This is a genomic window from Paracoccus sphaerophysae, from assembly GCF_000763805.1.
In the GTDB taxonomy this organism is placed as follows: Bacteria; Pseudomonadota; Alphaproteobacteria; order Rhodobacterales; family Rhodobacteraceae; genus Paracoccus; species Paracoccus sphaerophysae.
Genome location: NZ_JRKS01000051.1, coordinates 1 through 20129 on the forward strand (window position 1 = coordinate 1; position 20129 = coordinate 20129).

The 20129-nt window shown below is 68.9% G+C and carries 20 protein-coding genes; 14 read left to right on the forward strand and 6 right to left on the reverse strand.

The features are described 5' to 3' along the window. Positions 1 to 85 precede the first annotated feature (85 nt). From rplQ to IC63_RS12865, 13 genes are all read left to right on the forward strand, one after another. Positions 86 to 511 (forward strand): 50S ribosomal protein L17, encoded by a 426-nt coding sequence (rplQ, locus tag IC63_RS12805; RefSeq protein WP_036720954.1) that lies wholly within the window; start codon positions 86 to 88, stop codon positions 509 to 511. A 204-nt stretch (positions 512 to 715) separates the two neighbouring features. After that, positions 716 to 1327: an autoinducer binding domain-containing protein gene (locus IC63_RS12810; RefSeq protein ID WP_036720940.1), complete on the forward strand. Its 612-nt coding sequence runs from the start codon at positions 716 to 718 to the stop codon at positions 1325 to 1327. 61 nt (positions 1328 to 1388) lie between these two features. Beyond that, complete coding sequence (locus tag IC63_RS12815) at positions 1389 to 1979, forward strand: acyl-homoserine-lactone synthase (RefSeq protein ID WP_036720941.1); 591 nt, start codon at positions 1389 to 1391, stop codon at positions 1977 to 1979. Between the two features lie 65 nt (positions 1980 to 2044). Beyond that, positions 2045 to 3373 (forward strand): replication-associated recombination protein A, encoded by a 1329-nt coding sequence (locus IC63_RS12820; protein ID WP_036720942.1) that lies wholly within the window; start codon positions 2045 to 2047, stop codon positions 3371 to 3373. 108 nt (positions 3374 to 3481) lie between these two features. Further along, positions 3482 to 3847, forward strand: a complete 366-nt coding sequence (crcB, locus tag IC63_RS12825; RefSeq protein ID WP_036720943.1) for a fluoride efflux transporter CrcB — start codon at positions 3482 to 3484, stop codon at positions 3845 to 3847. Continuing rightward, the gene (locus IC63_RS12830) at positions 3844 to 4890 is read left to right on the forward strand and encodes an RluA family pseudouridine synthase (protein ID WP_036720944.1); all 1047 of its coding nucleotides are present in this window, start codon (positions 3844 to 3846) and stop codon (positions 4888 to 4890) included. Before crcB ends, IC63_RS12830 begins: the two co-directional genes overlap by 4 nt. Beyond that, positions 4887 to 5546, forward strand: a complete 660-nt coding sequence (locus tag IC63_RS12835) for an HAD-IA family hydrolase (protein ID WP_036720945.1) — start codon at positions 4887 to 4889, stop codon at positions 5544 to 5546. The genes IC63_RS12830 and IC63_RS12835 overlap by 4 nt, the downstream gene beginning before the upstream one ends. Next, complete coding sequence (locus tag IC63_RS12840) at positions 5543 to 6313, forward strand: ATP12 family chaperone protein (protein WP_052042219.1); 771 nt, start codon at positions 5543 to 5545, stop codon at positions 6311 to 6313. The genes IC63_RS12835 and IC63_RS12840 overlap by 4 nt, the downstream gene beginning before the upstream one ends. Before the next feature lie 128 nt (positions 6314 to 6441). Beyond that, entirely contained in the window at positions 6442 to 7467 is a 1026-nt protein-coding gene (locus IC63_RS12845; RefSeq protein WP_036720946.1) for an amino acid ABC transporter substrate-binding protein, read from the forward strand. A 141-nt stretch (positions 7468 to 7608) separates the two neighbouring features. Next, positions 7609 to 8868 carry an amino acid ABC transporter permease gene (locus tag IC63_RS12850; RefSeq protein ID WP_036720947.1) on the forward strand — a complete coding sequence of 420 codons (1260 nt, stop codon included), beginning with the start codon at positions 7609 to 7611 and terminating at the stop codon, positions 8866 to 8868. A 1-nt stretch (position 8869) separates the two neighbouring features. Next, positions 8870 to 10327 (forward strand): amino acid ABC transporter permease, encoded by a 1458-nt coding sequence (locus IC63_RS12855; protein ID WP_036720948.1) that lies wholly within the window; start codon positions 8870 to 8872, stop codon positions 10325 to 10327. 10 nt (positions 10328 to 10337) lie between these two features. Beyond that, positions 10338 to 11117, forward strand: coding sequence for an amino acid ABC transporter ATP-binding protein (locus IC63_RS12860; protein ID WP_052042222.1), 780 nt, complete (start codon positions 10338 to 10340; stop codon positions 11115 to 11117). A gap of 43 nt (positions 11118 to 11160) precedes the next feature. Then, positions 11161 to 12030 (forward strand): calcium-binding protein, encoded by an 870-nt coding sequence (locus tag IC63_RS12865; protein ID WP_156965478.1) that lies wholly within the window; start codon positions 11161 to 11163, stop codon positions 12028 to 12030. 73 nt (positions 12031 to 12103) lie between these two features. On the opposite strand, the gene IC63_RS12870 is transcribed toward IC63_RS12865, so the two are convergent. Next, on the reverse strand, positions 12104 to 12964 hold the full coding sequence (locus IC63_RS12870; RefSeq protein ID WP_036720949.1) for a D-amino-acid transaminase: 861 nt from the start codon (positions 12962 to 12964) through the stop codon (positions 12104 to 12106). A 163-nt stretch (positions 12965 to 13127) separates the two neighbouring features. Here IC63_RS12870 and IC63_RS12875 point away from each other — a divergent pair, with 163 nt between their 5' ends. Next, a complete protein-coding gene (locus IC63_RS12875) occupies positions 13128 to 14093 on the forward strand; it encodes an L-malyl-CoA/beta-methylmalyl-CoA lyase (protein WP_036720950.1) in 966 nt (321 codons plus the stop codon). A gap of 167 nt (positions 14094 to 14260) precedes the next feature. On the opposite strand, the gene IC63_RS12880 is transcribed toward IC63_RS12875, so the two are convergent. From IC63_RS12880 to IC63_RS12900, 5 genes are all read right to left on the reverse strand, one after another. Continuing rightward, positions 14261 to 16036, reverse strand: coding sequence for a BCCT family transporter (locus IC63_RS12880; RefSeq protein WP_084115844.1), 1776 nt, complete (start codon positions 16034 to 16036; stop codon positions 14261 to 14263). Positions 16037 to 16163: 127 nt separating this feature from the next. Continuing rightward, a complete protein-coding gene (locus tag IC63_RS19255; RefSeq protein ID WP_036720951.1) occupies positions 16164 to 16598 on the reverse strand; it encodes a TFIIB-type zinc ribbon-containing protein in 435 nt (144 codons plus the stop codon). 21 nt (positions 16599 to 16619) lie between these two features. Then, positions 16620 to 18242, reverse strand: a complete 1623-nt coding sequence (locus tag IC63_RS12890; RefSeq protein WP_052042221.1) for an ABC transporter ATP-binding protein — start codon at positions 18240 to 18242, stop codon at positions 16620 to 16622. Then, positions 18239 to 19057: an ABC transporter permease gene (locus tag IC63_RS12895; protein WP_036720952.1), complete on the reverse strand. Its 819-nt coding sequence runs from the start codon at positions 19055 to 19057 to the stop codon at positions 18239 to 18241. The genes IC63_RS12890 and IC63_RS12895 overlap by 4 nt, the downstream gene beginning before the upstream one ends. Further along, positions 19054 to 19992 carry an ABC transporter permease gene (locus IC63_RS12900; protein ID WP_036720953.1) on the reverse strand — a complete coding sequence of 313 codons (939 nt, stop codon included), beginning with the start codon at positions 19990 to 19992 and terminating at the stop codon, positions 19054 to 19056. The genes IC63_RS12895 and IC63_RS12900 overlap by 4 nt, the downstream gene beginning before the upstream one ends. Between the last annotated feature and the right edge of the window lie 137 nt (positions 19993 to 20129).

Below are 20129 nucleotides of genomic sequence, written 5' to 3' on the forward strand. Positions count from 1 at the left end.
CGCCACGACCGGGCAATCCCGCCCCAAGGAGAGTCCCCGCCACGCACGGGGGCCGGACAAAGCAAAAGACGTCCAGGAGACCATCATGCGTCACGCCCGCGGCTATCGCCGCCTGAACCGCACCCACGAACACCGCAAGGCGCTGTTCGCCAACATGGCCGGCTCGCTGATCGAGCATGAGCAGATCAAGACCACCCTGCCCAAGGCCAAGGAACTGCGCCCGATCATCGAAAAGCTGATCACGCTGGCCAAGCGCGGTGACCTGCACGCCCGCCGCCAGGCGGCCGCCCAGCTCAAGCAGGACCAGCACGTCGCGCGCCTGTTCGAGATCCTCGGCCCGCGCTACAAGGACCGCCAGGGCGGCTATGTCCGCGTCCTGAAGGCCGGCTTCCGCTATGGCGACATGGCGCCGATGGCGATCATCGAGTTCGTCGACCGCGACGTGAACGCCAAGGGCGCCGCCGACCGCGCCCGGACCGAGGCCGAAGCGGACGCAGACTTCGAGGTCTGAGCCAGGCGCCCGACGCACCGGGCCAACAAAAATCAAGTGACGTGTCGTCACCCGACCCGCGCGGCAGCAGCTGCGCGGGTTTTTCCATTTTCGGCCGTGTGGCGGCCGAACACTGGAACAAATACGACACAATCGGGATTCGCCATAGGGGGGCCGGCTCGGCTATCCCATTGACCTTGTCACAGACAATATATCTAAAAAGACATGTCTTCGAGAGCCGAGATCAACGCCATCCTCGCCCGCCTGCGCAAGCTGGCGCCAATGGGCTATTTCATCGGCGCGCATATCCGCTTTGCGGCGCCCGTGATGCAATTCCAGACCTATCCGGCCGCGTGGATCGAAAACTACGCCTCGAACGGCTATGCGCTGCGCGATCCCACGATCGCCTGGGGGTTCTCTACGACCGGGGCGATCCGGTGGTCGATGATGCCGATCCCCGACCCCTTCGGCATCATGGCCGATGCCGCCCGCTATGGGCTGGTCAACGGCATCGTCGTGTCCTGCGGGCCGCTGAAATCCCGCACCATCGCCTGCTGCGCCCATGACATGCGCGAATTCACGAATGACGAGATCGAGGCGATCTCGACCCTGGTACGCCGGCTCCACGATATTACCGAGCCGCCGGAGAGCCTGACGAAGGCTCAGCAAGAGGCCCTTCGGTGTATCGCGGAGGGCGATCGTCATGCAGCAGCGGCTGCCAAGCTTGGCATCACCGAAAGCGCGTTCAAGGCGCGTCTGATCTCGGCCCGTGAAAGGCTGATGGCCAAGACGACTGCCGAGGCGCTGCAACGGGCCAAGGACTACCGCCTGTTGTAGGATACGCCCGCACCACCCGCGTCGCTCCCTGGGGCCTTCCCCCCAACCCCAGGAGAAGACCATGCAGACCACGACCCTTTCGTTCACCAACCTTCACAACTACGGCGAGTTGTTCGCCAATTTCTTCCGCGCGCGTCGCCAGAGCTTCATCATCCAGCGCAACTGGGATCTGCCCCAGACCGACGGGATGGAATTCGACCAGTACGACACCCCGCAAAGCCGATGGGTAGCCGTTCACGACGGCAGCACCGTCCTGGCCGGGATGCGGCTGACGCCGACCACCGCCAGCTGCGGGATCTATTCCTACATGATCCGCGACGCGCAGCGCGGCATCCTGGGGGGCTCGATCCCGCAGGACCTGCTGTATGACGAGGCCCCCGTCGACGAGCAGACATGGGAGGCGACGCGCCTGTTCGTCGCCCATGACGTGCCGCAGTCGATCCGCCGGCGGGTCCACGGGCAGCTGGTCGACACGATGGTGACCTGCGCCCGCGGCGTCGGCGCGACCCGGCTGCTGTCGCTGAACGGCGATTACTGGCCGCGGGTGTTCAGCCGCTGCAAGATCGACGCGCAGGCGATCGGCCGGCTGTGCTGGATCGACGACGGCTATTACCAGTGCACGGCGATCAACCTGGCCAGCAAGATGCACTAAGGCCATATCGCCATCCCGCCGGTTGAGAGCTACCCTCTGCCGGCGGGCAACCCTGGAATTCGTCAATGGCCGACCTGTTCGACTCGCTTCCCCCTGACGCCGCGCCCCGGTCCCCGGCGGCGCGCTCGGCCCATCAGCCGCTGGCCGACCGGCTGCGCCCCAAATCGCTCTCCGAGGTCATCGGCCAGTCCGAGGTGCTGGGCGACAGCGGCCCGCTGGGGGCGATGCTGGCGGCGGGCAGCCTGTCCTCGCTGATCCTGTGGGGGCCACCGGGGGTGGGCAAGACCACCATCGCGCGGCTGCTGGCCGACCAGACCGACCGCGCCTTCGTGCAGATCTCGGCGATCTTTTCCGGGGTGCCGGAACTGCGCAAGGTCTTTGACGCGGCCAGGCTGCGCCGCGATCAGGGCCGGGGCACGCTGCTGTTCGTCGACGAGATCCACCGCTTCAACAAGGCCCAACAGGACAGTTTCCTGCCGCATATGGAGGACGGGACGATCCTGCTGGTCGGCGCCACGACCGAGAACCCCTCGTTCGAGCTGAACGCCGCGCTGCTGAGCCGGGCGCAGGTGGTGGTGCTGAAACGGCTGGACCTGACCGACCTGGAACTGCTGGCCCAGCGGGCCGAGCGCGACCTGGGCCGCGCCCTGCCGCTGGACGGCGCGGCCCGCGACGCGCTGCTGGAGATGGCCGATGGCGACGGCCGCGCCAGCCTCAACCTGATCGAGCAGGTGATGGCGTGGAAAACCGACCGCAAACTGACGCGGGACGAGCTGTCCCAGCGCCTCATGCGCCGGGCGGCGAAATACGACAAGTCGGGGGACGAACATTACAACCTGATCTCGGCGCTGCACAAATCGGTGCGCGGCAGCGACCCGGACGCGGCGCTGTACTGGCTCGCCCGGATGCTGGACGGGGGCGAGGACCCCCGCTATCTCGCCCGCCGCCTGACCCGGATGGCGATCGAGGATATCGGCCTCGCTGATCCCGCCGCGCAGCGCCACTGCCTGGACGCCTGGGCGCTTTATGAACGGCTGGGTTCGCCCGAGGGCGAGCTGGCGCTGGCGCAGGCGGTGATCTACCTCGCGCTCGCGCCGAAATCGAACGCCGGCTACATGGCCTTCGGCGCCGCCAAGCGCGAGGCCAAGGCCACCGGCAGCCTGATGCCGCCGGCCCATATCCTAAACGCGCCGACCAAGCTGATGAAGGAGCAGGGCTACGGCGCCGGCTATGCCTATGACCACGACGCCGAGGACGGGTTTTCGGGCCAGAACTATTTCCCCGAAGGCATGAAGCGCCCGGTCCTGTATCAGCCGGTCGAGCGCGGCTATGAACGCGAGCTGAAGAAGCGGCTGGACTGGTTCGTCAGCCAGCGGCTCAAGCGCGGCGGCTGACCCAAGCCGCTTCGGGCGGTCGCAGATATCCCGGGGTCCGGGGCAGAGCCCCGGTGCGGCGGCCCCGCCAAGGTTGACTTTGCCCCCTGCCGCGCACAGGACACCCGCATGATGAACCCATTCCTTCAGGTGGCGCTGGGCGGCGCGGCAGGGTCGGTGGCGCGCTACGGCGTGAACCGTGCGGCGACGGCGCTGGCGCCGGGCTTTCCGGTCGCCACGTTGATCGTCAACATCGTCGGCTCGTTCCTGATGGGGCTGCTGGTCGTGCTGCTCGCGCAACGCGGCAATGCGTTGGCGCCCCTGCTGATGACCGGGGCGCTGGGCGGCTTCACCACCTTCTCGGCCTTTTCGCTGGACGCGGTGACGCTGTGGGAACGCGGCCAGCACGGCTTAGCCGCCGGCTATGTCGCGGCCTCGGTCCTGCTGTCGCTGGCGGCGCTGACCGCCGGCATGGCGCTGGGGCGCGCGGCATGAGCGGCGTCCAGACCCTGCGCGTCGGCGACGACGAGGGCGACCAGCGGCTGGACCGCTGGCTGAAGAAGAAGTTTCCGCAGCTGAACCAGATCGCCATCGAGAAGATGTGCCGCAAGGGCGAGCTGCGCGTCGATGGCGCCCGCGCCAAGCCGGCGACCCGGATCGAGGCCGGGCAGGACATCCGCATCCCGCCCTTGCCCGACGCCGCCCCCGCGCCGCCGCCCCGCACCGCGACGCCTCGCGACGGCGACGCGCAGATGATCCAGGCGGCGGTGCTGTGGAAGGACGAGCACATCATCGCGCTGAACAAGCCGGCCGGGCTGCCCTCGCAGGGCGGCTCGGGGCAGGGCGACCGGCATGTGGACGGGCTCAGCGCGGCGCTGATGTTCGGCTACAAGGACAAGCCCAAGCTGGTCCACCGGCTGGACAAGGACACTTCGGGCATCCTGCTGCTGGCCCGCACCGACCGCGTCGCGCGCCGCCTGTCCGAGGCGTTCCGCGCCCGCACCACCCGCAAGATCTACTGGGCCGCCGTCGCGGGCGTCCCGTCGCCCCGGATGGGCACGGTGCGTTATGGCCTCATCAAGGCTCCCGGCCACGGCCGCGGCGGCGAGGGCGAGAAGATGATGGCGATCCACCCCGCGAAGGTGGACCAGACCGAGGGCGCCAAGCGCGCCACCACCGATTACGCGGTGCTGGACAGCCTCGGCACTCGGGTGTCGTGGTGCGCGCTGGTGCCGGTCACCGGCCGCACCCACCAGCTGCGCGCGCATATGGCCGAACTCGGCCACCCGATCAGCGGCGACGGCAAATATGGCGGCTCGGGGCAGGAGAATCTCGGCGACGGCTGGGGCGCCCAGCTGGGCGGAGAGATCAGCCGCAAGCTGCACCTGCACGCCCGCCAGATCAGCTTTGACCACCCGGTGACCGGCAAGCGCATCACCCTGACCGCGCCCCTGCCCGAGCATATGGCGCGGACGTGGAAGACGCTCGGCTGGCACGAGAACGACGTGCCCGCGGACCCGTTCGAGGATGCGCCATGAAGCTGGTGATCTGGGACATCGACGGGACGCTGGTGGACAGCCACGCGATCATCATGGATTCTATGGCCGCGGGCCTGGCCGCCGCCGCCCTGCCGCCGCTGCCCACCGCTGCGGTCAGCGGCATCGTCGGGCTGTCCTTGCCGGTCGCAGTGGCGACGCTGCTGCCCGACAGCGACGCGGCGACCCGCGAGAAGGTCGTGCAGGGCTATCGCAACGCCTATTTCAGCGCCCGCAGCACCGCGGAATCGCCGCTGTTTCCGGGTGCGCGGGACCTGCTGGACCGGCTGGCGGCGCGCGAGGACGTGCTGATGGCGGTCGCCACCGGCAAGTCGCGCAAGGGGCTGGACGCGCTGATCCGCACCCACGACCTGGCCGGCTATTTCGCCACCACGCAATGCGCCGACGACCATCCGTCCAAGCCGGCACCGGGGATGGTGCTGGCCTGCCTGTCGGACACCGGGATCGACGCCGCCGACGCGGTGATGATCGGCGACACCAGCTTCGACATGCTGATGGGCCGGAACGCCGGCGTGGACGGAATCGGCGTCGCCTGGGGCCACCACCCGGCGGCCGACCTGACCGCCGCGGGGGCCGTCGCCGTCGCCCGCGACTTTGCCGAACTGTCGCGGCTGCTGGACGCGAGGCTGGGCGCATGACCGAGTGGAAGGCCCGCCGCTTCTGGAAAGCTGCCGCCGTCGAGCCGGCCGGCGAGGGCTGGCAGGTCACGCTGGACGGCCGCCCGGTGCGGACCCCGGGCAAGCTGTCGCTGATCCTGCCGACCCGGGCGCTGGCCGACGCCATCGCCGCCGAATGGGACGCGCAGAGCGAGGCGATCGACCCGAACGCGATGCCGCTGACCCGCGCGGCCAATTCCGCCATCGAAAAGGTCGCGCCGCAGTTCCAGGCCGTGGCCGACATGCTGGGCGATTATGGCGGGACCGACCTGCTGTCCTATCGCGCCACCCATCCGCCGGCGCTGGCGGCCCGGCAGGCGGCGGGCTGGGACCCGCTGCTGGACTGGGCCGACGCCACGATGGGGGCGCGGCTGGCGGTGACGCAGGGGGTGATCCCGATCCCGCAGGACGCCGCGGCGCTGGCCCGTCTGCGCACCCGGCTGGACGCGCTTGACCCGTGGGAACTGACCGCGCTGCATGATCTGGTGACGCTGCCCGGCTCGCTGGTGCTGGGGCTGGCGGTCTTCGACGGCCGGCTGAGCGCCGACGAGGCCCACGCCCTGTCCCGCATCGACGAGGATCACCAGGCCGAGGCCTGGGGCCGCGACGACGAGGCCGAGGCCGCCGCCGCCGCCCGGCTCGAGGCGCTGCGGTCCTCGGAACGGCTGCTTGCGCTGCTGCGGGATCGCGGGGCGGACAGGACGCCCGACCGCCACCCCGACGACCCGGCGGATCGCACGGACGCTTGACGCACACGACCCTGTCGTCACAATGATGCCGACGAGGGACGCCGCCGGCGCCCCGCCGAACGGGGCCATCCTCGGCCCCGCATAACCGTTCCGGGCGCAGATCCGGGCGACCAACAGAGAGGATTTCCATGCGACAGATCGTATTCCTGGCCACCGCGGCCGCTGCCGCTCTCGCCGCGGGCGGGGCGATGGCCGCCGAGGGCGAAACACTGGCCCAGGTCAAGGCGCGCGGTGTGCTGAACTGCGGCGTCAACACGGGCCTGGTCGGCTTTGCGGCGCCCGACGCCAACGGCAACTGGTCAGGCTTCGACATCGCCATCTGCAAGGCGGTCGCTGCGGCCGTCCTGGGCGACGCCTCCAAGGTGAAATACGTCCCCACCACCGGCCAGACCCGCTTCACCGCGCTGTCCTCGGGCGAGGTCGACGTGCTGGCCCGCAATTCGACCTGGACGTTCCAGCGCGACACCGACCTCAAGCTCGATTTCGCCGGGGTGAACTACTACGACGGCCAGGGCTTCATGGTCCGCAAGGACCTGGGAGTCAGCTCGGCCAAGGAACTCGACGGGGCGACAATCTGCATCCAGACCGGCACCTCGACCGAATTGAACCTCGCCGACTGGTTCCGCGCGAACAACATGACCTATCAGCCGGTCAACATCGATTCGAACGCCGAGGGCGAACAGCAGTACATGGCCGGCGCCTGCGACGCCTATACCACCGACGCCTCGGGCCTGGCCGCGACGCGGGCGGCCTTTGCCGACCCGGACAACCACATCATCCTGCCCGAGATCATCTCGAAAGAGCCGCTGGGGCCGGCGGTGCGCCACGGCGACAACAACTGGGGCGACATCGTCCGCTGGGTGCTCTACGCGCTCATCTCGGGCGAGGAATACGGCGTGACCTCGGCCAACATCGAGGAGCTGTCCAAGTCCTCGACCAACCCCGACGTGCAGCGGATGCTGGGCGCGACCGACGATTATGGCGCGATGCTGGGGCTGGACAAGGAATGGGCCAAGCGCGCCATTGCCGCCTCGGGCAACTATGGCGAGATCTTCGCCGCCAATATCGGCGAGCAGACTCCGATCGGGCTGGCCCGCGGCCTGAACGCGCTGTGGACCCAGGGCGGGCTGATGTACGCGATGCCATTCCGCTGAACCTGGCCCGGGGCCGTGGCCCTCGCCGCGGCCCCTTCGCCCGCGCGGCGTGACGGAACGACAAGACCGCGGCCCACGGCCGCGGCACGGCGGACAGGACGGGCGCCAAGACCCGCACACCGCCCCAGGGAGACGTGAGCCATGACGCCCAACAACCCGGCCGACCGGCCGTTCCGGCTGTCGATGCTGATCTATGACCGGCATTACCGGTCGTTGCTGATCCAGGCGGTGGTGTTCATCGCCGTGATGCTGGTCGGCTGGTGGCTGGTCAACAACACGCTGACCAACCTTGCCCGGATGGGCAAGACGCTGGATTTCGGCTTTCTGTGGAACCGGGCGGGCTATGACATCCCGTTCAGCCTGATCCCGTATTCCTCAAACGACAGCCATCTGCGCGCCGCGATGGTCGGGCTGACCAACACGCTGCTGGTGTCGGCCCTGGGCTGCGTGTTCGCCACCGTCATCGGCGTCGTCGTGGGGGTGCTGCGGCTGTCGGGCAACTGGCTGGTCGCCCGGCTGATGACCATCTATGTCGAGACCTTCCGCAACGTGCCGCTGCTGCTGTGGATCCTGGTGATCCTGGCGCTGTTCACCGAGGTGATGCCGGCCCCCCGCGACTACAAGCCCGCGGCGGACGGGACCGCGAAAGCCTCGATGATCCTGTTCGATTCGGTGGCGCCGACGAACCGCTATACGGCCATCCCGCGGCTGGCGGTGGACAACGATCCGGGCAGCGTGGGCCTGGGCGGGTTCCAAGTCGACGCGGCGCTGCTGGCCTTTGGCGTGGCGCTGCTGGCGGCCTGGTGCATCCGCCGCTGGCTGCGCGACCGGGCGCAGCTGCTGCAGGACACGACCGGCCGCCGGCCCGCGACCTGGTGGATCACGGCGCTGCTGTTCCTGGTCCCGCTGCTGGTGCTGAGCTGGCTGTTCCAGGTCCATCTCGTCCGGCCCGAGCTGAAGGGCTTCAACTTCGCGGGCGGGCTGAACCTCGACAATGGCTTTGTCGTGCTGCTGCTGGCGCTGTCGCTGTATACCGGCGCTTTCATCGCCGAGATCGTTCGCGCCGGCGTCATGGCCGTCAGCCGCGGCCAGTCCGAGGCCGCCGCCGCCCTGGGCCTGCGCGCCCGCCTGATCATGGGGCTGGTGGTGCTGCCCCAGGCGCTGCGGGTGATCGTGCCGCCGCTGATCTCGCAGTATCTGAACCTGACCAAGAACTCGTCGCTGGCGATCGCGGTGGGCTATCCCGACCTGCGCGCCACGCTGGGCGGCACGACGCTGAACCAGACGGGCCGCGAGATGGAATCGATGATCGTGATGATGGGCATCTACCTGGCGATCAGCCTGGTCATCTCGGGGGTGATGAACGTCTACAACGCCCGCGTGACGCTGAAGGAGCGCTGAGATGTCCGAGCTGCACGCCGAGACCGTCGCCTTCGTCCGCGACACCATGCTGCCCCCGGCGCTGCCGCCGGCGCGCCAGCGCGGCGTGACGCTGTGGCTGCGCGAGAACCTGTTTTCCGGCCCGCTCAACACCGTGCTGACCCTGCTGGGGCTGGCTGCGGTGTGGTTCATCGTGTCGCATCTGTGGCCGTGGTTCGCCAATTCGGTCTGGAACGCCAGTTCGATGGCCGAGTGCCGCGCGGCGGTGGCGGCGAAGGCGGGCGAGGATGCGACGGGCGCCTGCTTCGGCGTCATTCGCGAACGCTGGAACCAGTTCATCTACGGCTTCTACCCCTCGGCGCTGTACTGGCGGCCGACGATCGTCTTCGGGCTGATGCTGTTCGCCGTGGCGCCGGTGCTGTTTTCCGAAAGCCGCGGGCTGCGCTGGGCGGTGCTCGGCTTTGCCGCGGTCGCCTCGTTCGCGGCGGCCGTCGCGGTCGGCATCCCGCCCCGAGCGGCGCTGATCACGGGCGGGGTGTTCGTGCTGTGGGCGGCGCTGATCGAATACGCGCCGCGCCGCGCGCTGGTGCTGAGCCTGCTGTTCCCGTTCCTGGCCGTCTGGCTGCTGTGGGGCGGCTCGGTCTGGCCGGTCGTGTCGGCGCTGGCGGGGTTCGTGCTGGGCGGCGTGGTCTGGCGCCTTGCCGCGCGGTTGGGCCTGGGGCTGCTGGCCGTGGCGCTGGGGATCGCCGCCACCGTCGCCTGGTGGCTGTGGCTAGGCCCCGACGCCGCCGCCGACCTGCACGCCATGCTGCCGGTTGCGCTGGATCGCGTGGAATCGCGCAGCTTCGGCGGCTTCCTGCTGGCGCTGACCATTGGCGTGTCCGGCATCGTCATGTCGCTGCCGCTGGGCATCATCCTCGCGCTCGCCCGGCAGTCGGACATGCCGGTGGTCAAGTCGCTGGCGGTGATGTTCATCGAATTCATCCGCGGGGTGCCGCTGATCACCCTGCTGTTCGTGGCCTCGATCCTGCTGAACTACTTCCTGCCGCCGGGCACGAACTTCGACATCATCCTGCGGGTCATCATCATGGTGACGCTGTTCGCGTCGGCCTACATGGCCGAGGTGATCCGCGGCGGCCTCGCCGCCCTGCCGCGCGGGCAATACGAGGCCGCGGATTCGCTGGGCCTCGACTACTGGAAGGCGCAGCGGCTGATCATCCTGCCGCAGGCGCTGAAGATTTCCATCCCCGGCATCGTCGGCACCTTCATCGGGATGTTCAAGGACACCACGCTGGTGACCTTCGTGGGCCTGTTCGATCCGCTGAAGCAGATGGCCGACACCATCCGCGCCACCTTCGAATGGAAGGGCGCCTATTGGGAGCCCTATGTCTTCACCGGCACGATCTTCTTCATCATCTGCTTCGCCATGTCCCGATACGCGATGTATCTGGAACAGCGCCTGAAACGTGACCATCGCTGAGGGGGCGACCATGACCCAGACCGACCTGCACCCGAGCGCCGCCGCCGATCCCGGCCAGACCGCCGTCCTCATCGAGCGGATGAACAAGTGGTATGGCAGCTTTCACGTCCTGCGCGACATCGACCTGAGCGTGCGCAAGGGCGAACGCATCGTCATCGCCGGTCCGTCCGGGTCGGGCAAGTCGACGCTGATCCGCTGCATCAACCGGCTTGAGGAGCACCAGTCCGGCCGCATCGTCGTGGACGGGATCGAGCTGACCAACGACCTCAAGAACATCGACAAGGTGCGGTCCGAGGTCGGGATGGTGTTCCAGCACTTCAACCTGTTCCCGCATCTGACGGTGCTGGAAAACTGCACCCTGGCGCCGATCTGGGTCCGCAAGTTGCCACGCCGCGAGGCCGAGGAGACCGCGATGCATTTCCTGCGCGAAGTCCGCATCCCGGACCAGGCGCACAAATACCCGGGCCAGCTGTCGGGCGGCCAGCAGCAGCGGGTGGCGATCGCCCGGTCGCTGTGCATGCGGCCCAAGATCATGCTGTTCGACGAACCGACCAGCGCGCTGGACCCCGAGATGATCAAGGAGGTGCTGGACACCATGATCGAGCTGGCCGAATCCGGCATGACCATGCTGTGCGTCACCCACGAGATGGGCTTCGCCCAGGCGGTGGCCGACCGGGTCATCTTCATGAACCAGGGCCAGATCGTCGAACAGAACACGCCGTCCGAGTTCTTCAACAATCCGAAATCGGAACGCACCAAGCTGTTCCTTTCGCAGATTCTGGGGCATTGATGCGGCAACCATATTGCTCACGGCGGGGGACGCGATGAACCAGATGTATCTTTTGCTGATCGGCGTGCTGGGGATCGCGGCGGTCGGCAGCCTGCTGTCCAGCGACGACGACGAGGAATTCGACCAGGGCGAAGAGATCCCCGAGCTGCCTTTCGTCGACGGCACCGACGACGCCGAGGCACTGAACGGCACCGCGGGGGCCGAGATTGTCCGGTCGCTGGGCGGGAACGACACGGTGAACGCCGGGGGCGGCGACGACTGGACCTATGCCGGCACCGGCGACGACACGGTGATCGCCGATGCGGGCGACGACCGGGTGTTCCTTGGCGAGGGCGACGACCTGTATGGCGACGCCGATGACAACGCCGCCGCCGACGGCAACGACACGATCGAGGGCGGCAGCGGCGACGACACCGTCTATGCCGGCGCCGGCGACGACGTGATCCTGCCCGGCGACGAGGACGAGGACGGCGACGTGATGGACGGCGGCACCGGCGCCGACACCATCGACGGCGGAGATGGCGACGACTCCCTCACCGGCGGCGCCGACGAGGATGCCGATTCGCTGCTGGGCGGCGACGGCAACGACGAGATCACCCTGCTGGACGGCGACTTTGCCGAAGGCGGCGACGGCGACGACAGCTATCTGCTGACCAACGGCGCCGGCCCGGCCACCATCGCCTATTCCCCCGAGGATCGGCTGGTCGTCAGCTATACCGGCACCGAGCCCGACATCCGCGTGGTGCAGGCCGGCGACGATGCGCAACTGATCGTGGATGGCCGGGTGCTGGCGACGCTGCAGAACACGGCCGCGGGCGATGTGCGCGTCCAGACCGACGATGTCACGCCTGCGTCCGGTGGCGGGTATGTCGTCCCGGTCACCGACGTCGTGCCGGTCGTCATTTCCACCTGATCGCCGCGGGATTAGCGCGCGACGCCGGGGCCTGAGGTCCCGGCGTTTCGCTTTGGCAGGCGTCCGCCCCCAGTCAGATCGCCGCGGCGCGGCTTTCCTCCAGATAGATCTCGCGCAGCCGGCGGGACACCTTGCCCGGCGCACCGTCTCCCAGCCGGACGCCGTCGATTTCCACCACCGGCATGACGAAGGCCGAGGCCGAGGTGATGAACGCCTCGTCCGCCGCTATGGCCTCCTCGACGGTGAAAGACCGTTCCTCGACCGTCATCTGCGCCTCGCGCGCAAAGCGCAGCACGGCGGCGCGGGTGATGCCGTGCAGGATGTCGTTCGACAGCGCCCGGGTGATGATCGCCCCGCCCTTGACGATATAGGCGTTGTTCGAGGTGCCCTCGGTCACCAGCCCGTTCTCGACCAGCCAGGCATCGTCGCAGCCCCTGGCCTTGGCCTCCATCTTGGCCATCGAGGGATACAGCAGCTGCACCGTCTTGATGTCGCGGCGGTGCCAGCGGATGTCGGGCAGGGTGCAGACCTTCCAGCCCGTCTCCGCGGCCGGGTTGTCGATCAGCTGCGGCTTCTGCCATGTATACAGCACCACCGTCGGGGGCGTGTCCGCCGGCGGATAGACGAAGTCGCGATCGCCGCCGTTGCCGCGGCTGACCTGCAGATAGACCATGCCGTGGGTGATCTCGTTGCGGGCGACCATCTCGCGGTGGATCGCCAGCCATTCGTCGTCGCTATGCGGGTTCTGGATGCCCAGTTCGCCCAGCGAGCGGGCCAGCCGCGCCATGTGGCCGGGAAAGTCGATCAGCTTGCCGTCCAGCACGCTGGTCACCTCGTAGACCGCGTCGGCCATCACGAAGCCGCGGTCGAAGACCGAGACCTTGGCCTGATCCTCGGGCAGATACTCGCCGTTCAGATGGACGATACGGGACATCGCGGGCTCCTGACGCTGTGACGCGGCCGTTGTGCGCCAAAGCCGCGCCGGCTTCAACCGCGGCGCCGGGGACGCAGATGCAGAACGCCTTGCTGCGACCGCAGCAATTATCTAACACGGGCGCAGTCCGAGACGACACATAATTGCCGAAAGGTCCGCCGCCATGTCCTTCCGCCTGCAACCCAGCCCGCCCGCGCGCCTGAACCGCTGCCAGCTCTTCGGCCCCGGCTCGCGCCCGGCGCTGTTCGAAAAGATGGCTGCGTCGGCCGCCGACGTGGTGAACCTCGATCTTGAGGACTCGGTCGCGCCCGACGACAAGGAACAGGCCCGCAAGAACATCATCCAGGCGATCGGCGACGTGGATTGGGGGACCAAGACGCTGTCGGTGCGGATCAACGGGCTGGACACGCCGTGGTGGTATCGCGACGTCGTGGACCTGATCGAGCAGGCCTCTGACCGGCTGGACCAGATCATGATTCCCAAGGTCGGCAACGCGATGGACCTGTATGCCGTGGATGCGCTGGTGACCGCCGCCGAAAAGGCGCGCGGGCGGACCAAGCCCATCGCCTTCGAGGTCATCATCGAATCCGCCGCCGGGATTTCCCATGTCGAGGAAATCGCCGCCGCCACCCCGCGCCTGCAGGCGATGAGCCTGGGGGCCGCGGACTTTGCCGCCAGCATGGGCATGGCCACGACCGGCATCGGCGGGACGCAGGAAAACTATTACATGGCCCATCAGGGGCAGAAATACTGGGCCGATCCGTGGCACTGGGCGCAGGCGGCCATCGTCGCGGCGTGCCGCACCCACGGGGTGTTGCCGGTGGACGGCCCGTTCGGCGATTTCAGCGACGCCGAGGGCTTCCGGGCGCAAGCGCTGCGCTCGGCCACGCTGGGGATGGTCGGCAAATGGGCGATCCACCCCAGCCAGGTCGCGCTGGCGAACGAAATATTCTCTCCGGGCGAAAAAGCCGTCACCGAAGCGCGGGAAATCCTGTCGGCGATGGAAGAAGCGCAAAGATCGGGTGCGGGTGCGGCGGTATACAAAGGTAGACTGGTTGACATTGCGTCTATTCGTCAGGCACAAGTGATCGTACGTCAGGCAGAGTTGATCCGCGATTCTGCCAAATGACGTAACGTCATACCCAGACGGCCAGGCGGGGAGGCCAAGCCGTCTTCTGGGGGAGGAGCGACAGGTCCCGCATCACCGGCGGGGCCTGTCTCTGTTGAGGGGGCGCCCGCCGCCGCCCGCACAGGAAAGCCCCGCGCCGGGACGCGGGGCTTTTTCATGGGCGGGGCTCAGTCGGCGCTGCGGACCTCGCGCCGTTCGCCCAGCAAGCCGACCACGATCGCATAGCAGGCGCCCAGCAGCACAATGGTGAAGGGCAGCCCGGTCGACACCGCCATCGCCTGAAGCGCCGCCAGACCGCCGCCCAACATCAGGGCGATCGCCAGCAGCCCCTGCATGGTGCACCAGAACACCCGCTGCGGGATCGGCGACATCACCTTGCCGCCCGAGGCGATGGTGTCGATCACCAGCGACCCTGAATCCGACGAGGTGATGAAGAACACCGTGACCAGGATGATCCCGATCAGGCTGGCCAGCTGGGTCAGCGGCAGCTGGCGCAGCATCTCGAACAGCTTCAGTTCCAGCGCCGCGTCGGCCACGCCCTGGAAGCCGCCCAGATACTGGGTGATCGCGGTGCCCCCCAGCGCGGTCATCCACAGCACCGAGATCAGCGCCGGGATCACCAGCACCGCGGCCAGAAACTGGCGCACCGTCCGCCCGCGCGAGACCCGCGCGATGAACATCCCCACGAACGGCGACCAGCTGATCCACCACGCCCAGTAGAACGCCGTCCAGCCGTGACGGAAGTTGTCGTCGGTGCGCCCGAAGGGGTTGGAGAGCGGCACGATCTCGCGTGCATAGGCGGTCAGGTTGCCGAAGAAGCCGGTGACGATCTGCCAGGTCGGCCCGACGGCGATCACGAACGCCAGCAGCGCCATGGCAAGGATCATGTTGGCCTCGGACAGGCGCTTGACGCCCTTTTCGACGCCCAGCACGACCGAGGCCATCGCGATCAGCGAGATCACCACCACCAGCGCGATCTTGGTCCCGTTGCCGGCCGGGATGCCGAACAGGAAATCGAGCCCGGCGGCCGCCTGTTCCGCGCCAAAGCCCAGCGAGGTGACCAGCCCGAAGATGGTCGCGAAGACCGCCAGGATGTCGATCAGGTGCCCCGGCCAACCCCAAATCCGGTCCCCGAAGATCGGGTAGAAGACCGACCGCATGGTCAGCGGCAACCCCTTGTTATAGCTGAACAGCGCCAGCGCCAGCGCGACCACGGCGTACATCGCCCAGGGGTGCAGCCCCCAGTGATAGACGGTCGCGGCCATCCCCAGGCGCCGGGCCGCCATCGGGTCGCCGGATGCCCCCTCCAGCGGGGCCCAGTCGGTGCGGACGCCGTCGGTGATCTCGACGCCTCCCAGCGCGGCAGTGAAATGGCTCATCGGTTCGCTGACGCCATAGAACATCAGCCCGATGCCCATGCCGGCGGCGAACAGCATCGCGAACCAGCCGAACAGCGAGAAGTCCGGCGTCGCCTCGGGACCGCCCAGCCGGACGTTGCCCAGCGGGGTCACGATCAGCCCGAGGCACAGCAGCACGAAGACGTTGCCGGCGGTCAGGAACAGCCAGTCGAAGCTGCCGGTCATGGTGTCGCGCAGGCTGCCGAAGGCGGTCTCGATCCCGCTGGGCTGCGGCACCCCGTCCAGCGGCGGCTGGGCGGTGAGGATCTGGCCGATCAGCGTGCCGACGGTGAACAGCGCGATGACCACGGCCGAGACGATGAACACCACCTTGTGGATGTCGATTTCCAGCGTCACGGCCCGGCTGACGTTGTCCTGGCCGATCTCGTAGGCGGTGTCGATGATCTCGGTCGGGCCTTCGGGGACGGGCAGGCCGTCGCCGGCATCGGGGTCGGTCTGCGGGGCGAGTTCGGGATGGCCGGACAGGATCGGGCGTTCATGGCTTGGGTCGCCGGGATGGCCCGGCCCGTGGATGGGATCTGTCATCTGCACCTCATGATGGGACGCCTCGTGGCGCCGTGAGAGGGCGTGACCTTCCCACGATGCGGGGAGCAGATGCAAGAAAACCGCGCCGGGGCGCGGTTTTCACAGTCAGATCAAGTGGCTGGTCCGGTCAGAAATCGAACAGGTCGGACAGGAACGAGTCCCGCTTCTTGCCCTTGCGGTAACGGTAATCGTCGTCATCGTCATCGCGATACCGGCGGCGGTCGTCGCGGTCACGGTCGCGATAGCGGTCGTCGTCGTGCGGCCGATAGTCGGCATCGCGGCGGTCGGAATCGCGGCGGTCGAAGGGCGGCTGGCCGTGCAGGTCGGGCGCCGCCGAGGGATGCGCTGCGGGCTGCGGGGGGACCACCGGATTCTGGGCGATCGGCGCAGCGGTGGGCGGGGCCATGACCACCGGGCGCGCCTCGCCGCTGCCGGCGCGGTCGATGATCTTGTCCAACTCGCCCCGATCCAGCCACACGCCACGGCATTTCGGGCAATAATCTATCTCGACCCCGCTGCGGTCGGTCATCACCAGGGTTTCGCCGTCCACCGGGCACTGCATGGCTGATCCTCTCTGCCGTTTTCACCGACTTAGGGGCGGCGCGGCATCCTGCAAGGGCCCGGGCCGAGAGAGGGGAACCCAGTCGGCAGGGATCTGCGGGGTCGCCGCCACCAGCCGCTGGGTATAGGGATGGCGGGGCGCGGTCAGGATGGCCTCGGTCGCGCCCTCCTCGACGATGCGGCCCTTTTCCATCACCAGCACCCGGTCGGTGATCGCGCGCACCACCGACAGGTCGTGGCTGATGAACAGCCACGCCAGCCCGTGCGAGGCCCTGAGCCGCGCCAGCAGGTCCAGCACCTGCGCCCGGACCTGCACGTCCAGCGCGCTGACCGCCTCGTCCAGGATCACCAGCCGCGGCCGGATGATGAGCGCGCGGGCGATGGCGATGCGCTGGCGCTGGCCGCCCGAGAACTGGTGGATGTGGCGGGACATGGCGTCGGGCGGGATGCCGACCTCGTCCAGCGCGGCGGCCACGCGGTCGCGCCAGTCGCGGGGCCGGCCGGTCAGGTGGAACGGCTCGGCCACCAGCCGGTCCACCCGCCAGCGCGGATCGAAGCTGCCATAGGGGTCCTGGAACACCACCTGCACCTTGGCGCGCAGATACCGGGACATGGCCGCCGTGACCGGCTCGCCGTCCAGCAGGATGCGCCCGGCCTGCAGCGGCTCGAGCCCCAGCACCGCGCGGGTAAGGGTCGATTTCCCGCAGCCAGATTCGCCCACCAACCCGACAGATTCGCCGTCGGCGACGGTCAGGCTGACCCCGTCCACTGCCCGCAGCACGGGGTAGGGCGCGAACATCGACGGGCGCGGCAGCAGATATTCCCGCACCGCGCCCTCGACCTGCAGGATCGGGGTGTCGTCGGCCGGCACGCTGACCCGCTCCGGCTGGTGGCGCGCGGCCGCGAACAGCGCGCGGGTATAGGGGTGGGCCTGGGTCCGAAACAGCGGCTCGGTCGCGCCCTGTTCGACGACGCGGCCCGACTGCATGACCGCGACCCGGTCGGCCACCCCCGCGATCACCGCGAGGTCGTGGGTGATGAGCAGCAGCGCCATGCCCTCGGTCCCCACCAGTTCCCGCAGCAGGTCGAGGATCTGGGCCTGGGTGGTGACGTCCAGCGCGGTGGTCGGCTCGTCGGCGATCAGCAGGTCGGGGGCGTCGGCGATGGCCATCGCGATGGCGACGCGCTGGCGCTGGCCGCCGGACAGCTCGTGCGGGAACAGCGACAGCGGAAAGCGCGGCGCGGGCAGGCCGACGCGGTCGAGACGGGCGCGGGCGACGGCCAGCGCCGCCGCGCGGTCCATGCCGTGATGCTGGACCAGCACCTCGGCCACCTGGTCGCCGATGTTCATCAGCGGGTTTAGCGCCGTCATCGGTTCCTGGAAGATCATCCCGATGCGGCGGCCGCGCAGATCGTTCAGCGCCCGTTCCGGCAGGTCCAGCAGGTTCTGGCCGTCCAGATCGACGCGGCCCCGGGCGACCGCGCCCTCGGGCAGCAGGCCGATGATCGCCAGCGCCGTCATCGACTTGCCGGACCCGCTTTCGCCGACCAGCCCGGTGATCCGTCCCGGCGTCAGGTCCAGATCGACATCGGCCAGCACCGGCCGCCCCTGGATCGTCACCGACAGGTCGCGGACGGAAATCATGTGACCCGCGCCCGCAACCGCGGGTCCAGCGCGTCGCGCAGCGCGTCGCCCATCAGGTTCAGCCCCAGCACCGTCAACACGATGGCCAGCCCCGGCACGATCGCCACATGCGGGGCGATGGTCACCATCGTCTGCGCCTCGGCCAGCATCCGCCCCCAGCTGGGGGTGGGGGGCTGGGCCCCGAGGCCCACATAGGACAGCCCCGCCTCGGCCAGGATGCCCAGCGAGAACTGGATCGTGCCCTGCACGATCAGCAGGCTGGCGACGTTGGGCAGGATATGTTCGACGCTGATCCGCGCCCGGCCCTTGCCCGCCACCTGGGCGGCGCGGACATAATCCAGCGTCCACAGCGGCAGGGCGGCGGCGCGGGTGACGCGGGCGAAGACCGGGATGTTGAAGATGCCGATGGCGAGGATCGCGTTCACCGCCGACGGCCCCAGCGCCGCGGTGATGAGGATCGCGATCACCAGCGAGGGGAAGGCAAAGATCAGGTCGTTGCCGCGCATGATGACGTCGTCCACCCAGCCACCGCGGCCGGCCGCGGCGACCAGCCCCAGAGGCACGCCTGCGGCGACCCCGATCCCCACCGCGACCAGCGCCACGGCGATCGAGGTTCGCGCGCCGACCATCACCATCGATATGAGGTCGCGGCCGAAATGGTCGGTGCCCAGCCAGTGCTGGGGTCCCGGAGGCTGCAGCTTTCCCGCGATGTTGACCCCGGTGACGCCGTAGGGCGTCCAGAACCACGACAGCAGCGCCGCGGCCACGGCGATGCCGGTCAGGATCACGCCGAGCGTCAGGGCGAGGCGTCTCATCGCCCGCGCAGCCTCGGGTCGACGGCGGCATAGGCCAGGTCGACGAGGAAGGTGACCAGGATCACCGCCGCGACCAGCACCAGCACCGCCGACTGCACCACCACCAGGTCGCGCTGGGTGATCGCCTGAAAGATCAGCCGCCCGACGCCGGGCAGGTAGAACACGTTCTCGATGATGATCGCGCCGGCCAGCAGGAAGGAAAACTGCATGCCCAGGATGGTCAGCACCGGGATCATCGCGTTGCGCAGCGCGTGGCGGCGCAGCGCCTGGCCGCGGGACAGGCCCTTGGCACGGGCCGAGCGGACATAATCCTGGCCCAGCGTCTCGATCAGCGCCGAGCGCAGCACGCGCGCCAGGATCGCCGCCTGCGGCAGGGCCAGCGCGACGGCGGGCAGGATCAGCGCACGCAGGGCGCGGGCGGGCTCGTCCCAGCCCGGAAAGCCGCCCGCCGGCAGCCAGCGCAACCTGACCGCGAAGACCAGCACCAGCAGCATCGCGAACCAGAAATTCGGCAGCGCGATGCCCAGCTGGGTGCCGCCCATCACCGCCACGTCGGCGGCGCCGCCGCGGCGGCGGGCAGCCAGCATCCCGACCGGGAACGCCACCGCCACGGCCAGCGCCAGCGCCATCAGCGCCAGCGGCAGCGACACCTGCACCCGGTCGAGGATCATCCCCGCCACCGGGGTCTTGTAGGCGAGGCTGGTCCCCAGATCGCCGGTCACCACGCCGCCCAGCCAGCGCAGGTAGCGGACCGGCCAGGGCAGGTCCAGGCCCAGCTGCTCGCGCAGGGCGGCGATGGTGTCGGGGCGCGCGCCGGTGCCCAGCATGAAGCTCGCCGGATCGCCGGGCACCAGATCGACCACTGCAAAGATCACCGCCGAGGCGATGATCAGGCTGAGGATCAGCGTCAGGAGGCGGCGGACCAGCAACAGCATGGGGGGACGCTAGGGCGCGGGCGGCACCGGGTAAAGAGGTTGGCGCGGCCGCCGCGCCGGGCCTATGGTCCGCGCCGCAACAGGGGACAGGCCGTGCAGATTGACAGGGGGCAGATTTGCGGGGGGCAGATTTGCGG